The sequence below is a fragment of the Clostridium novyi NT genome, from assembly GCF_000014125.1.
Lineage (GTDB): Bacteria > Bacillota > Clostridia > Clostridiales > Clostridiaceae > Clostridium_H > Clostridium_H novyi.
The window spans coordinates 942,059-957,846 of the sequence record NC_008593.1 but is presented as its reverse complement, the minus strand read 5'-3'; the positions used below and the strand labels follow the sequence as shown (position 1 = coordinate 957,846).

Genomic DNA, 15,788 nt, shown 5'->3' with positions numbered 1-15,788 from the left:
TTTTATAATTACTTTCTTACGTTTTTTAGTAATTCTCCTATTTCTTCATTTGTAAATTTATAATGTTCACCACAGAATTGACATACTATTTCTTCTGTTTTTCCATCATTATATATTTCTTTTAAATCTTTTTCTCCAATACTAATTAGAGCTCTTTCTATTTTTTCTCTTGAACAATCACATGAATATTCTGGTGTCATTTCTTCAAGTATTTTAAGATCCATATCATCAAATAAGAAATTAAGCATATCATCTATAGTTTTTCCACTATCAAGGAAACTAGTTATAGAACCTAAATCTTGTAATCTATAAGTAATTAAATCTGCTAACATCTCATCTGCACCTGGCATCATCTGAATTATTACGCCACCAGCTTTTCTTATACTTAAATCTTTATCTACTAATACTCCAAGACCAACAGCTGTAGGTGTTTGCTCTGAAACTGTGAAATAGTATGCAATGTCATCTCCTACTTCTCCTGTATATATTGGCACGTTTCCTACATAAGGTTCTTTAAGACCAAAGTCTCTTATTACAAGTAAGCTACCATTTTTACCTATAGCCCCACCTACATCTAATTTTCCTAATGCATTAGCCTCTAAATCTACTGATGGATTTCCTATATATCCTTTAACGTTAGCATTTGCATAACTTGTAACTGTAACTCCTTTAGCTTCACCGCCACCATCAATTTTTAAAGTAATAACATCTTTATCTGATTTTAACATAGAACCCATTATAACTCCTGCTGTTAACATTCTTCCTAGTGCTGCAGCTGCTGTAGGAGCACAATTATGAATTTTAATTCCTTTGTTTACAAGCTCTCTAGTATCAGCTACTATTATTCTAACCTGTCCATCTTTTGCTACTGCTTTTATAAGTCTATCACTCATACTTTTCCCTCCTATTTCTTTTTAAGAACATATACTATTCTTTCTGTATCATCACTTAAAATATCACTTTCATAGTTGTCTAGCTTCTTCTCTACTCTAAAACCTATTTCATCTAAAATGCTATCAATAAATTCTGTTTTATATGCTCTTTCTCTATGTTCTTCATCAAATCTTCTATATACATCTCCTGATTTTATAAAAAAGGTTATGTACATATCTACAATATCATCTTCTAATAAATTTTCCCATACATAAACCACATCATCATCATCGTAGTTATATATGTTGTTTCCCAAAATATTTGTAAGTTTATAATATGAATTTATGTCAAAGATAAATAATCCATCATCTTTTAGATGTTCTTTTACCGAAGAAAAATAATTTTTCAAATCCTCTACATCTAATATGTAATTAGTAGAATCTAAAGCGCAAGTTATAAGATCAAACTTCTTATTTAACTTTAGTTTACTTATGTCTTGGCAAACTAATTTAGCTTTAATTTTCTCTTTTCTCATTTTTTCTTCAGCTTCTGTAAGCATTTCTTGTGACATATCAACTGCCCATATATGTTTAAAATACTTAGCAAGTTCCTGAGTCATATTTCCTGTTCCACAAGCTAAATCTAAATAATCTTCATTAGATATATTGTATTCTTTGCATATATCTACTATAATTTTTGCCCAATTACAGTAATTTATATCACCATTAATTAATTTGTCATATATATGAGCAAATTCCTTATAACAACTCATATTATTTTCTCCCCCCTTTGTGATATTTTTTACTTTTATAATGTAAATATTTATCTATAAATACTTGATTAATATAATATATAATAACATTAAAAATCAAATAATTTTATAAATATATTATTTTTTCTCATCTATATTTTGTATTTCTTCATTTTTAGGTACTTTTAATGTTCTTTTTCTCTTTGTCATGATTCCACCTATTCTACCTGTCTCTTCAGCTGTAAGACCTCCCCAGCCTTCAGCGTCAACTTTTTCCTTTAGTCCAAGTTCTTCTGCTATTTCATATTTCATTTTTTCTCTTAACTTTTCTAATTCAGTTAATTCTGTATTAGATTTTAATTTTGCTTTTATTACTTTTTTTAATGGTGTTTTACCCATTTAAAATTCCTCCCATCTAGTAAACTAGTATTAGTATTTCCATTTACTAGATTTTATACCCCCTAAAATTTAATTTATTTTAAATAACCTTTATCATTTTTTAATTAAAAAACATAGTATGAATTATCCTATGATTTAAACATTAACTGCCATAATCTCAAATTTTTATTTAATCTATTGATAAATTCAAAACATAATACTTAACATTTAATATAAATTCGCAAAAATAATTGTTTTTTTAAATTTACATTGTATAATTATATTAATGTATATTAAAATAATATAATTTTAAATTTGAATAGAATAATTAATACATTAACATAGGGGGATTTATTATGAATTACAATGTTGCCGTAGTAGGGGCTACCGGTATGGTAGGAAACAAGTTTATCGAAGTTTTAGCTGAAAGAAATTTTCCAATTGACAATCTTTATTTTTTTGCTTCTAAAAAATCTGCAGGAAAAGTTATTAAATTCAAAGATCGTGAAATAACAGTAGAAGAACTTAAAGAAGATAATATAAAGAACAAAAAAATAGATTTTGCTCTATTTTCAGCTGGTGGAAGCGTAAGTCTTGAATACGCTCCAATATTCGCAAAATATAACGCTATAGTTATTGACAATAGTAGTGCTTGGAGAATGAATCCAGAAGTACCTTTAGTTGTACCTGAAGTTAATCCGGAAGATATAAAATTAAATAAAGGTATTATAGCAAATCCTAACTGCTCTACAATACAAGCTGTAGTAGCTTTAAAACCTTTATATGATAAATACGGAATAAAAAGAATTGTATACTCAACTTATCAAGCAGTATCAGGTGCTGGTGTTGGCGGATTTAATGATTTGAAAAACGGTTATAACGGAGAAGCTCCAACAAAATTTCCACATCCTATAGCTGGAAATATCTTACCTCATATAGATGACTTCTTAGATAACGGATATACAAAAGAAGAAATGAAAATGATAAATGAAACTCAAAAGATTTTCCACGATAACAATATCAAAATCACAGCTACAACTGCTAGAGTTCCTGTATTTTATGGACATAGCGAAAGTATAAATGTTGAACTTGAAAACCCTTTTGAAATAGAAGATATTTTTAGTTTATATAAAAATACTGAGGGCATATCACTAAAAGACGATGTTAAAAATTTAGTATACCCTCTTCCATTAGATGCTGAAGGACATGATGAAGTATACGTTGGAAGAATTCGTCGTGATTTTAGTTTAGATAACGGATTAAACCTTTGGGTTGTTGCTGACAATATAAGAAAAGGTGCTGCATCTAATGCTATTCAAATAGCAGAAAAAATAATTTCAATGAAATAATCACTTCAAGGAGGATAAAATATGACTTTATTTAAAGGTTCTGGAGTTGCCCTAGTCACTCCTTTTAAAGATGGTAAAGTAAACTTTAAAAAATTAGAAGAAATCTTAAACTGGCATGTTGAATGTGGTACAGATGCTATTATAGTTTGTGGTACTACTGGCGAAGCATCAACAATGACTGAAGAAGAAAGAAAAGAAACTATAAAATTTACTGTAGATACTATAAATAAAAGAATTCCTGTAATAGCTGGAACTGGTAGCAATAATACTGAAGCAGCTATCAAAATGAGTAAATGGGCTGAGAGTATTGGAGTTGATGGCGTGCTTGTAATTACTCCTTACTATAATAAAACAACTCAAAAAGGAATATTTGAACACTTTAAAGCAATAAATGACTCTATCAACATTCCAATAGTTTTATACAATGTTCCTTCAAGAACAGGGCTTAATATAACTCCTAAAACTCTTTTGAAGTTATGTGATTTAAATAATGTTGTAGCTATAAAAGAAGCTAGCGGTAATTTTTCACAACTAGTTGAAATGAAAGCTTTATGTAGAGATAAAATAGATTTATATTCAGGAAATGATGATCAAGTTGTACCTTTATTATCTCTTGGTGGAATTGGTGTAATTTCAGTTGCTGCAAATATATATCCAAAAGAAATGCACGATATATGTGATCTATATATGAATGGTAAAACTCACGAAGCTCTAAAAATTCAACTAGATATGCTAGATGTAATAAACTCTTTATTTATAGAAACTAATCCTATTCCTATTAAAACTGCAATGAACTTAAAAGGAATGGATGTTGGTGCTTTAAGACTTCCTTTATGTGATATGGAAGAAAACAATTTAGAAGTTTTAAAAAATGCTTTAGAAAACTACAATAAGACTTCAAGGGAGGCATAATTCCATGACTAAAGTAATTTTAAGTGGTTGTTCTGGTAAAATGGGAAAAATGATTTCTCAAAGCGTAAACAATTTTGAAGGATTATCTATAGTAGCTGGTATTGATAAATTTAAAGACGAAAGCTTAAAATATCCTATATTTGAAAATATAACTGAATGTGATGTTAATGCTGATGTAGTATTAGATTTTTCAAGACCTGATGCATTAGATTCCCTATTATCTTACTCTAAAGATAATAACCTTCCTGTTGTATTATGCACTACAGGTTATAGCAAAGAACAACTAGATAAAATAGATGAATATAGCAAGATAGTACCTGTATTTCACTCAGCTAATATGTCAATTGGTATAAACTTAATTAACAATATACTAAAAGACATAAGTGCCATGCTTTACGAAAATTATGATATAGAAATAATCGAAAAACATCATAATCAAAAAGTAGATGCACCAAGTGGAACTGCCCTTCTTTTAGGAAACACAATAAAAGATTCTATAAAAGAAGATACAGTATTCAACAAAGGTAGAAATGGCATTAAGAAAAGAGAAAAAAATGAAATAGGAATCCACGCTATTCGTGGTGGTTCTATTGTTGGAGAACATGAAGTTATTTTTGCCGGTGCTGGAGAAATAATAGAATTAAAACATACAGCATTGTCTAGAGAAGTATTTGCAATGGGTGCTTTAAAAGCTTGTGAATACATGGCCGGAAAAAACAACGGATTATATACAATGGACGATGTCATAAAATCTAAAAACTAATACAAAAGAGAGTATAATTAACCCTTATACTCTCTTTCTTTTTCTATTGTTAATTTACTATAAGTAATAAAAACAATATATTAGCTTTATAATCTATAAAGAAAACTCCTTATTTTTAATAAATAAGGAGTTTTTATTTAAAACATTAATATTCTATTTAAATATTAGTCTTCTTTTGAAGGCTTAACTAAGTGACATGCAACATAATGTCCATCTTCAACTTCTATAAGTTCAGGTCTTTCCTTAGAACATTTTTCTGTAGCATATCTACATCTTGCTACAAATCTACATCCTGGCTTAGGATTTATAGGACTCGGAACTTCACCCTCTAACATTATTCTATTTCTTGATTTTTCAGCTTCTGGATCTGGAAGTGGTATTGCTGAAAGTAATGCTTGAGTATATGGATGAAGTGGTTTTGCATACAGCTTACCACTATCAGCAAGTTCTACCATGTTTCCAAGATACATAACCCCTACTCTATCTGAAATATGTTTAACCATAGATAAATCATGAGCTATAAAAAGATAAGTTAAATCAAACTTTCTTTGAAGATCAATAAGTAAGTTAACTACTTGTGCTTGTATAGACACATCAAGTGCTGATATAGGTTCATCACACACTATAAATTTAGGTTCAACAGCAAGTGCTCTTGCAATACCTATTCTTTGTCTTTGTCCCCCTGAAAATTCATGAGGAAATCTTGAAGCATGTTCTTTATTAAGTCCTACAAGTTCAAGTAATTTATAGATTTTATCAGTTCTTTCTTGTCCTGTATATAATCCATGAATATCTATTCCTTCTGCTATTATATCTCCTACTGTCATTCTAGGATCTAATGAAGCATATGGATCTTGGAATATTATTTGTGCGTGTTTTGTAAATTCTCTTTTTTCTTTGCCTTTAAGACTATGAATATCCACACCTTCAAATAACACTTTTCCACCTGTAGCACCATAAAGTCCAAGAACTGTTCTACCACAAGTTGTCTTACCACATCCTGATTCTCCAACAAGACCTAGAGTTTCACCTTTTCTTATATTAAAAGTTACATCATCTACTGCCTTTAATGTAGCATTTTTTCCTACTTTAAAATATTTTTTTAGATTCTTTACTTCAACTAAATTTTCATTATTATTCATTAGTTCCACCTCCTAAATTAATTGGAGGCTCAACATCTGGTGCCATTGGATGTTGTAACCAACATGAAACTTCTTGTGTTTCACTAATTTTAGTAACCTCTGGCATAGCCTCTTTACAAATTTTCATACAGTATTCACATCTAGATGCAAAAGGACATCCTTTTGGTGGCTGTACTAAATCTGGAGGTGTTCCATTTAATGAATATAGTTTGTCTTTGTTTTTAGTATCAAGTCTTGGCACTGATTGAAGTAATGCCCATGTATATGGATGCTTTGGATTATAGAAAATTTCATCTGTTGTTCCTCTTTCTATAATTTGACCTGCATACATTACTTGAATTTTATGTGCAACACTTGCAACAACTCCAAGGTCATGAGTTATAAGTATAACTGCTGTTCCAAGTTTTTCTTGAAGTTCTGCAATAAGTTCCATTATTTGAGATTGTATAGTTACGTCTAATGCTGTTGTAGGTTCATCCGCAATTAATATTTTAGGATCGCAGGCAAGAGCTATAGCAATCATAACTCTTTGTCTCATTCCACCTGAAAATTCATGAGGATATTGATTAATTCTTTTTTCAGCATTAGGTATATTTACAACCTTTAGCATTCTTAATGCTTCTTTCATTGCATCTTGCTTATTCATTCCTTTATGAATAATTAAGCTTTCTGCTATTTGCTTTCCTACTTTCATAGTTGGGTTAAGAGATGTCATTGGATCTTGGAATATCATACTTATCTTTCCGCCTCTTATATCTCTTAATTCCTTTTCTGACATTTTTACAATATCTTTACCTTCAAAAAGTATTTCTGAACCTTCCTTGATTTCTCCAGGTGGTATTGGTATTAATCTCATTATACTTTTTGATGTTATTGTCTTTCCACATCCTGATTCACCAACAATTGCTAAAGTTTCACCTTTATTTAAGTTAAAGTTTACTCCCCTAACAGATTGAACTTCACCAGCATAAGTATGGAAAGAAACTCTTAAATTTTTTACTTCTAATAAATTATCCATATTTTATCCTCCCTACTGACGAAGTTTTGGATCTAGAGCATCTCTTAGTCCATCACCTAATAAATTAAATGCAAGCATTGTTAAACATATAGCTGCTGCTGGGAATATTAATTGATATGGATAGAAATCCATTACTGATTGACCAGCGGCACACATTGCACCCCAACTTGTAGCAGGAGGTTTTATTCCAAGACCTATAAAGCTTAAGAAAGCTTCTGAGAATATAAATCCTGGTATATCGAAAGTCATGTATATTATGATTATTCCTATAGTGTTAGGAATTAAATGTCTTAATATTATTCTTGTAGATGAACCACCTAGAGCTTGAGCTGCTAGTACATATTCTGACTGTTTAAGTTGAAGAACCTGACCTCTAACCATACGAGCCATACCAGTCCATCCAGTTATACATAGTGCAATTAAAAGTGATGACATACCTGGTCCTAGGTAAATTGAAAGTATAATAACTACTATCATATATGGAATACTGTTTAGTATTTCAACAATTCTCATCATTATATCGTCAACTCTACCACCAAAGTATCCACTAATTCCACCGTAAATACATCCTATAACAACTTCTATTAAAGTTCCTATGACACCAATTGCAATAGAAACTCTTCCACCTATCCATAATCTTGAGAATAAATCTCTTCCTAAGTTATCTGTTCCAAACCAATATTCACCATTAGGTTCTAAATTGATATTTTCCATAATTTGTTCACTGTAACCATGCTTAGTTATATACGGTCCAATAATACACATTGTAATTATAACTATAAGTAGCCCCATAGAAAACATGGCTACTTTGTTTTGTTTCAATCTTCTCCATGCATCTTGCCAATATGTCATGTTAGGTCGTAAAATAGCTTCAGAGTTTTCATTCTCACAACCTATCATTTCAAATTGTTCTTTTTTCAATTCAGCCATTTAAATATCCCCCTACCTTTTTTCTCCTGTTAGTCTTATTCTTGGATCTACTACTGAGTACATAATATCGACAATTAGTAAAGATACAATATACAAAGCAGAATAAAAGATAGTTAATCCCATTATGATATTATAATCATTTGTAAGTATAGCATCTATCATAGAATTTCCTATACCTGGTATCGCAAAGATTCTTTCTATTACTATAGAACCTGTTATTATAGCCGCAAGTTGTGGCCCTAATATTGTTATAATAGGCAAAATCGCATTTCTTATTATATGTTTCCATGCAATTGCTCCTTGTGAAAGTCCTTTAGCTCTAGCTGTAATTATATAATCTTTACCTATTACATCAAGAACTGAGGTTCTCATGTATCTTGCATAAGTTGCTAAACTACCAAAACATAGTGCTATTGTTGGAAGCACAGTGAATTTAAATCCATCAATTCCATCCCCTGGATTGTACCAACCTGCTATAGGAAGGGAACCTGTACCACCTAATCCCTTTTGGAGTAATGCTGCCAAAACGAAACTTGGTATTGATACACCCATAATTGCAAGGAATATTACAAAGAAGTCTACATTACTGTTTCTTCTAAATGCCGCTATTATACCTAATATAACACCTATAACTAATCCTATAAATACTGCTTGAACCCCTAATCTTGCAGAATTAGGAAACTTTTCGCTGATGATTTGTTGTACATTATAACCTGGTGTTATAAAAGAATCACCTAATTGTCCTTTAGTTAAGTTTTTCAAATAAATAACGTATCTAGTTGTTAATGGCTTATCAAGGCCATACTGTTGTCTCATAAGTTGTTGCATTTCCGGAGGTAGTTTTTGAGCTTTCACCATAACTGGATCTCCGGGTATACTATTCATTAAGAAAAAAGTAGCTGTTATTATAACCCATAAAGTTATTAACATATACCCTATTCTCTTTAGTATATATTTAGCCATTGTTTTCCCCCTCTTTAAAATTAATAAGTATATATTAAAAACATAATCTTTTTAAATACTTTGCTAATAATATATGTATAATAAATAATACATAAATACTACAACGAAAACTATTCGTTGTAGTATTTAAAATATATTTGTAAACAGTTAATTATTTTTCAATACTAGCCCATTTAAGTTCCATGCTTGCTCCAAATGCTGGATTTTGAATTCCTTTTACATAATTTTGTTCAGCTGAACTTAAGTCTTTGTAGAATACTGGAGCTATACCTGCATCCTCAACTACTAATAATTGTTCTGCTTGTTTAAATAAATCAAGTCTCTTAGCTGGATCTAATTCAGCATTTGCTTTAGCTATAATTTCTTCATATTTTGCATTGTAGTATTTACTATGGTTATTTCCATTAGATTTAGAGAATACATCTGTCATACTAGATGGATCGTTGTAGTCTGCACCCCATCCTGACATTGCTATTTCAAATTCTCCTGATTGACATTTTGTTAGGTAATCAGAGAAACTAGCAGGTTGTGTTATGTTTACATTAACACCAATCTTTGTTTTCCATTGATTTTGGAAATATTCACCTGATTGTTTGTCAAATGCAGCTGCACCTTGTGACATATAATTTAAAGTATATTTAGATGGATCTGGATCCATTTTTAATTCTTTTAATCCTTCAACGAATAATGCTTTTGGATCTTTCTTTTCAGCTATTACAGCTTTTAATGGTTCTGGAACTTCTGCTCTAAAATCTTTATCTATACATTTTATAGTTTCAGGAATTAATCCATATGCTACAAATCCTCTTTTATAAATCTTGTTTACATATGTTTCTCTATCCATTGCTAAAGATAAAGCAAGTCTTATTTTTGGATTAGTAAGTAATTTATTTTTTCCATTCATATTATATATCATGTAGAATGCAGAAGGAGTTTTTGCTGTTTTAAATACGCATTTTCCTTTTTCTCCATCCATCTTTAATTTTTCTCTATATTCTCCAGTAGCTCCAATTGAATCTAATTGTTTAGCTGAGAACATTTGATATTTTGTTGGTAATTCTTTTATATCTTGGAATACAACGCCGTCAAGTTTTACATCTTTAGCATCATAATATTTATCATTTTTCTTTAATACAGTTTTACCACCTTTTTGCCAACTTTCTACTACGAATGGTCCGTTGAATACCATTTTAGTTGGATCTGAACCGTATTTTTCTCCTTGAGCTTCAACTATATCACGTCTTACTGGAAATAATGCTGTGAATGCTGTTAACTCTTCGAAGAATGGTACTGGTTTTTCAAGTGTTACAACTAAAGTTTTATCATCTTTAGCTTTAACTCCTAATTCTTCTGGATTTCCTTTTCCTTCTGAAATTTTAGATGCATTTTTAACTATTCCATTTATAAATGTTGAATATGGAGCCTTTGTTTTTGGATCAACAAGTCTCTTCCATGCATATTCAAAGTCTTTTGCTGTTACTGGCTTTCCGTCAGTCCAATTTAAATCTCTTAATGTAAATGTGTAAGTTTTTTTGTCATCTGAGACTTTACACTCTTTTGCTGCAGCAAGCTCCATTTTTCCATTATTAGCTCTTGTTAGTCCTTCAAATGCTGCCCCAATTGGAGTTGCTGATATATTATCTTGTGATTGAGCTGAGTCTAAAGTTTTTATTTCTGGTAAATCAACATTTAAAGTACCTCCACTTTGAGCTGTTGTCTTTCCAGCTTCCTTAGCCCCTTTGCTCGCACTTCCACATCCTGTAAACAACATTGTTGTCGCTAAGGCTGCAGTTGGCAATACTGCTAGTACTTTTTTCTTCACCTTATATTCCCCCTTAGTTTGTATATATAATTTATGCATAAATATAAATGCATCTTAGGTTTGAAATGCAAATTTATATTTTTTGTCCTTCATAAACAATATTTTCCACAAATTCTAAAATCAATAAATATATATTCTTAAATTGTTAATTTTATTATTTATTTTAAAAAATCATATCATATTTTAAAGAATTGGTCAATATTTTTAATATTTTTTTGGATTTTTATTACCATTTTTATCATTATTCCCAGTTAGTATCTTATAGTAATGGAATATTTTTTTTCACTATGAAACATTTCCATTGAATCTTTCTCAAATTATAATTTTCTAACAATTTAATTTATAATTAATTATATTTATAAATGTATAAAATAAATATAATTAATCGTCACTATTTACACTTTACACTATAAAATTATTTTAAATTTTTAATCCAATTTTCTAATCTACTCATGGCTTCTTTTAGTTGTTCTAAGGAATAACAATAAGAAATTCTAATAAATCCCTCTCCGCCTTTTCCAAAAGCAGAGCCTGGTACTATTGCGAGTTTAGCTTCATTTAATAATCTCTCACAGAATTCCTCACTGCTCATATTAAATTTCTTTATACTTGGAAATATATAAAAAGCCCCTCTTGGATATTCCACTTCTAATCCCATAGCCACTAATCTATTATATAAATAATCTTTTCTTTCATTAAACTTCTCCTTCATGTACTCAACATCACTTATACAATTTCTAATTCCCTCTAAAGCTCCCCATTGAACAATAGATGGAGCACAAGACACATTATATTGATGCACCTTTACTATACTATCTATATACTTTTTATCAGCACATACAAATCCAAGTCTAAGCCCTGTCATAGAAAACATTTTAGAAAATCCATTAACAAGTACAAACTTTTCTTTTAAATCCTCATATTGTCCTAATGAATGATATTCTTCTTCAAAAGAAATAGCACTATATATTTCATCACTAATAACTAGAATTTTTCTATCCTTAATTAAATTATATAGTTTCTCTTTATCCTCTTTAAGTAAAGTAGCTCCTGTAGGATTACAAGGATATGATAAAATCATAATTTTAGGTTGTTCCATGTCTATAATATTTTTTAATGATTCATGATCAATAGAAAAGTCTTCTTTTAAAGGATAGTTTATAACTTCTCCCCCTAAAAGTTTTATACAACTTTCATAAGCAGGATAAGCTGGAGTTGGAACTAAAACTTTATCTCCTTTATTTATAAACGCCATAAAAGTAGATAAAATTGCTTCACTTCCTCCTATAGTTAAACATATTTCTTCCTTATTATATTTAATATGAAACTTTTCCATTAAATAATTACCTATCTCTTTTCTTAATTCCTCTATACCCGCATTTGAAGTGTACGCTGTTTTATTATCATTTATAGCCTTTATCATAGCTTCTTTTATCTTTTGTGGTACATTAAAATCTGGTTGTCCTAAAGTAAGAGAAATGGCATCTTCAATTTTTACTACTTTGTTATAGAACTTTCTTATTCCCGATATTTCAATATTTTGCACATTAGTTGAAATTATATTTTTCACGTCAGCATACCTCATTTCAAGATTTAATGTAAAATTTATCTTTTATTATAAATTTTACTCTATTGCAACACATATGTCCATAATAAAATACATATTAATTTTATTGTATACATTAGTTTATTCCTATTAATTATTTTTATTTAATCTAATATATATTTTACTTTAAATTGCAGACAATATTGATTATAATATAGATTATATTTTTAATATAATAAGGAGGCTACATAATGAATTACGATTTAACAAATCCATACGAAATTGCAAGATACATAAAAGAATCAAAGAAATCCACTCCACTTAAAGTATATGTAGATGGAAACCTTACTAATTGTAATGTAAATAATATAGAATGTTATGGTGAAAATAATTTTTATGTACTATTTGGTGAAAGTCAAGAAATCTTAAACTTTTTAGATGAAAATAAAGATTCAATAAACAAATATAGAATAGAACAAGATAGAAGAAATTCTGCTATACCTATGTTAGATACTAAAAATATAGATGCTAGAATAGAACCAGGTGCAATTATAAGAGATATGGTTTCTATAGGTAAGAATGCTGTTATTATGATGGGTGCTGTTATTAATATAGGCTGCGAAATCGGAGAAGGCACTATGGTAGACATGAACGCTGTACTTGGAGCTCGTGCAAAGCTTGGTAAAAACGTTCATTTGGGTGCTGGTGCTGTTGTTGCAGGTGTATTAGAACCACCTAGCAAATCACCTTGTGTAATTGAAGACAATGTATTAATAGGTGCAAATGCCGTTATATTAGAAGGAGTACGTGTTGGAAAGAATTCTGTTGTTGCAGCAGGTTCTGTTGTTGTTGAAGACATTCCTGAAAATGTAGTTGTAGCTGGAAGTCCTGCTAAAATAATTAAAACTGTTGATGATAAAACTAAAGACAAAACTAAGTTAATGGACGATTTAAGAAAATAAAAAAACACTTGGCGAAAGCCAAGTATTTTTTTTATTCTGCTAAGTTTTCTACTGATTTATCAATTTCTTCATCAATCTCATCAGCATATTCAAGTTTTGATATAGAAACTTCATAAGCTGTCTTAGTTACAACTTCGTCTTCTCCAACTTTCTTTTGATACTTTCTACTTTGTAATCTTCCCCAAACTCTTATATTATCTCCAACATTCAATGTCTTACAAAATCTAGAATTTCTTCCCCAAGAAATTGTAGGTATATAATCAGACTTATTATATGGTCTATTAACCGCTAATAATATATCTGCAATTTCCCTTCCAAAAGGAGTTGTTCTATAAATAGGCTCTTTGCATATATAGCCATCTAAGAAAATTTGATTTGGATTTTTGCTCTTTTCAATGCATGGTTGTACATCCCTTGCAAATACTGTAAGTATAAGTCTATTAGATCCTTCAATAAACTTATTATAAGATCTAAGTTGACCTTCTATTATTAACTCTGCTCCTTCTTTTATGTCTATTTCAGTTAATAATCTTTCCGAAATAGTAACTGGTAAGATATCCTTTACATCGCTGAGTCTATTTACAGAAATTTTAAATGTGTAAAATCCCTCTCCATACATTTCATGACTGAATTCAAGATTTGATACACAAGTCCCCTCTAAATAAATTTTGTTGTTTAACATTAAATTGTCCATCTTAACCCCTCTCTCCCTTAGTTTTCTTTTTTATTTATCTTACTGAAATATAAATATTCAAATAAACTTAAAAATATAACAAAAATAATAAACTTATTTGAAATTGTTTTGTTAATTATCTGACAATTGACTATGTTTCCATTATAATACAATTGTTAATTGATTTTCAATATATATTTAATTTAATTTTTGACAACCAGTATTATCAATATGATAATTTTCTTTATATATAAGATCCGATATAGTTACAAACTTGTATCCTTCCTTTTGTAATTCCCCAATTATTCTAACTAAATTATCTGGTGTATACTTTGCATTATCGTGAAATAATATAATAGATCCCGGATTAACATTTTTCATTACTCTATTATACTCTATGTCTGCCCCTCTTTCCTTCCAATCTATACTGTCAACATCCCATTGTATACAAAAATGATTAGTATTTTCAGCTACCTTAACTGCTTTTTCATTATAAGAACCTGAAGGAAATCTAAAAACCTTACTATCCTTTCCTAGAAGTTTTATTAATTTTGCATCAGTAGCAGCTATTTCCTCAATCATTCTACTTTCAGATATTAAAGTAAAATCCGCATGACTATTAGAGTGATTTCCTATTTCATGACCTCTTTTAAAAATTTCTTTGGTTTCTTCTGGATGTTTATCTATCCATGTTCCCATTAAAAAAAATGTAGCTTTTGCATTATACTTATCTAAAATATCCAAAACTTTTTTAGTGTTATTAGTTCCCCAATTGGTGTCAAAAGTAATAGCCACCTTTTTTTCTTTAGTATCCACACGATATATAGGAAATTTTTGAACTTTAGAACTTGCCATTTCAACATGATTTAATCTAAACGCTAAAAAATAAGCTGAAAAAAACACAAAAATTCCTGCAATAAAAAACAACCTATATTTTTTGAAAAACTTTAAAACATTTTGTACACTCATATATCCTCCTAGTTTATATAATTACTTTATTGAATTTATATATATAAACCAGATTAAATATTCCTTTTTGCAATTTTAAAGCATAAACTTTTCCATTTTATAGCATAAAATACAAAATAAAAAAATTTAATTTTAATGAATTATTTATTTTATAACTTTTTATGTTATAATAATTTATAAAATATAACAAAAAGGAGTGAGAAGTAAGTGTTTAGTAACACATCAGATTTAGCTGAAGATAAACTTCTTTTGCTTTATTTACTAGAAAATATAAAACTTCCTATTTCCAATAATCAAATTACTCAAATAATTTTAGAAAACAATTTTATTAATTATTTCACACTTCAACAATATTTAAGTGAACTTGAAAGTGCTCTTTTTATAAATGTGATAGAACAAGAAGGTAAGCATAGAATCGTAATATCAAGTAAAGGTTTAAAGGTGCTTTCCTTATTTAGAAATAGAATATCTGAAGATAAAACGAAAGCAATAGATGCCTACCTTAATAAACATTTAGATAGTATAAAAAAGGAAATAACCATTTCCTCTGAATATACGATTGAAGGAAATAATTATATTGTAAATTTGAAGGCTATTGAAAATAATTCTATTTTAATTGACCTAAAGTTAAACGTGGCTTCAAATGAACAAGCTAAAGCTTTGTGTGCAAAGTGGAAGGAAAATTCTTCTGAAATATACTATAAACTTATAGAGGTTCTCATAAACGATTAATTAAC

16 protein-coding genes are annotated in these 15,788 nt (G+C 29.3%); 5 read left to right on the top strand and 11 right to left on the bottom strand.

All coding sequences use genetic code 11. The features are described from left to right. Window positions 1–8: 8 nt before the first annotated feature. The 3 genes from hslO to NT01CX_RS04330 form a co-directional block, all read right to left on the bottom strand. Window positions 9–893: an Hsp33 family molecular chaperone HslO gene (gene hslO, locus NT01CX_RS04340; protein ID WP_011721834.1), complete on the bottom strand. Its 885-nt coding sequence runs from the start codon at window positions 891–893 to the stop codon at window positions 9–11. Between the two features lie 11 nt (window positions 894–904). Beyond that, window positions 905–1,645, bottom strand: coding sequence for a class I SAM-dependent DNA methyltransferase (locus NT01CX_RS04335; RefSeq protein ID WP_011721833.1), 741 nt, complete (start codon window positions 1,643–1,645; stop codon window positions 905–907). A 117-nt stretch (window positions 1,646–1,762) separates the two neighbouring features. Then, window positions 1,763–2,023 (bottom strand): small, acid-soluble spore protein, alpha/beta type, encoded by a 261-nt coding sequence (locus NT01CX_RS04330; RefSeq protein ID WP_011721832.1) that lies wholly within the window; start codon window positions 2,021–2,023, stop codon window positions 1,763–1,765. Between the two features lie 335 nt (window positions 2,024–2,358). On the opposite strand from NT01CX_RS04330, the gene NT01CX_RS04325 reads away from it, so the two are divergent. The 3 genes from NT01CX_RS04325 to dapB are packed head-to-tail and all read left to right on the top strand — an operon-like array spanning window position 2,359 to window position 5,026. Then, on the top strand, window positions 2,359–3,351 hold the full coding sequence (locus NT01CX_RS04325; protein WP_011721831.1) for an aspartate-semialdehyde dehydrogenase: 993 nt from the start codon (window positions 2,359–2,361) through the stop codon (window positions 3,349–3,351). 21 nt (window positions 3,352–3,372) lie between these two features. After that, window positions 3,373–4,263, top strand: a complete 891-nt coding sequence (gene dapA / locus NT01CX_RS04320; protein WP_011721830.1) for a 4-hydroxy-tetrahydrodipicolinate synthase — start codon at window positions 3,373–3,375, stop codon at window positions 4,261–4,263. Window positions 4,264–4,267: 4 nt separating this feature from the next. After that, on the top strand, window positions 4,268–5,026 hold the full coding sequence (dapB, locus tag NT01CX_RS04315) for a 4-hydroxy-tetrahydrodipicolinate reductase (RefSeq protein WP_011721829.1): 759 nt from the start codon (window positions 4,268–4,270) through the stop codon (window positions 5,024–5,026). A gap of 164 nt (window positions 5,027–5,190) precedes the next feature. On the opposite strand, the gene NT01CX_RS04310 is transcribed toward dapB, so the two are convergent. The 6 genes from NT01CX_RS04310 to NT01CX_RS04285 form a co-directional block, all read right to left on the bottom strand. After that, window positions 5,191–6,168, bottom strand: a complete 978-nt coding sequence (locus NT01CX_RS04310) for an ABC transporter ATP-binding protein (RefSeq protein WP_011721828.1) — start codon at window positions 6,166–6,168, stop codon at window positions 5,191–5,193. Then, window positions 6,161–7,186, bottom strand: a complete 1,026-nt coding sequence (locus tag NT01CX_RS04305; RefSeq protein ID WP_011721827.1) for an ABC transporter ATP-binding protein — start codon at window positions 7,184–7,186, stop codon at window positions 6,161–6,163. Before NT01CX_RS04305 ends, NT01CX_RS04310 begins: the two co-directional genes overlap by 8 nt. A 12-nt stretch (window positions 7,187–7,198) precedes the next feature. Beyond that, on the bottom strand, window positions 7,199–8,116 hold the full coding sequence (locus NT01CX_RS04300) for an ABC transporter permease (RefSeq protein WP_011721826.1): 918 nt from the start codon (window positions 8,114–8,116) through the stop codon (window positions 7,199–7,201). Window positions 8,117–8,128: 12 nt separating this feature from the next. After that, window positions 8,129–9,079, bottom strand: a complete 951-nt coding sequence (locus NT01CX_RS04295) for an ABC transporter permease (protein ID WP_011721825.1) — start codon at window positions 9,077–9,079, stop codon at window positions 8,129–8,131. Window positions 9,080–9,230: 151 nt separating this feature from the next. Beyond that, window positions 9,231–10,901 carry a peptide ABC transporter substrate-binding protein gene (locus NT01CX_RS04290; RefSeq protein WP_039243277.1) on the bottom strand — a complete coding sequence of 557 codons (1,671 nt, stop codon included), beginning with the start codon at window positions 10,899–10,901 and terminating at the stop codon, window positions 9,231–9,233. Window positions 10,902–11,316: 415 nt separating this feature from the next. Beyond that, window positions 11,317–12,486, bottom strand: a complete 1,170-nt coding sequence (locus tag NT01CX_RS04285) for a pyridoxal phosphate-dependent aminotransferase (RefSeq protein WP_420834410.1) — start codon at window positions 12,484–12,486, stop codon at window positions 11,317–11,319. A gap of 212 nt (window positions 12,487–12,698) precedes the next feature. Between NT01CX_RS04285 and dapD the strand changes: the two genes are divergently transcribed. After that, window positions 12,699–13,409: a 2,3,4,5-tetrahydropyridine-2,6-dicarboxylate N-acetyltransferase gene (gene dapD / locus NT01CX_RS04280; RefSeq protein WP_011721822.1), complete on the top strand. Its 711-nt coding sequence runs from the start codon at window positions 12,699–12,701 to the stop codon at window positions 13,407–13,409. Between the two features lie 31 nt (window positions 13,410–13,440). Here the strand turns inward: dapD and NT01CX_RS04275 are convergent, their stop codons facing one another. Then, window positions 13,441–14,103, bottom strand: a complete 663-nt coding sequence (locus tag NT01CX_RS04275) for a single-stranded DNA-binding protein (RefSeq protein ID WP_011721821.1) — start codon at window positions 14,101–14,103, stop codon at window positions 13,441–13,443. A gap of 177 nt (window positions 14,104–14,280) precedes the next feature. Further along, window positions 14,281–15,051, bottom strand: a complete 771-nt coding sequence (gene pdaB, locus NT01CX_RS04270; RefSeq protein WP_011721820.1) for a polysaccharide deacetylase family sporulation protein PdaB — start codon at window positions 15,049–15,051, stop codon at window positions 14,281–14,283. A 207-nt stretch (window positions 15,052–15,258) separates the two neighbouring features. Here pdaB and NT01CX_RS04265 point away from each other — a divergent pair, with 207 nt between their 5' ends. Beyond that, the gene (locus NT01CX_RS04265) at window positions 15,259–15,783 is read left to right on the top strand and encodes a DUF4364 family protein (RefSeq protein WP_011721819.1); all 525 of its coding nucleotides are present in this window, start codon (window positions 15,259–15,261) and stop codon (window positions 15,781–15,783) included. Window positions 15,784–15,788 lie beyond the last annotated feature (5 nt).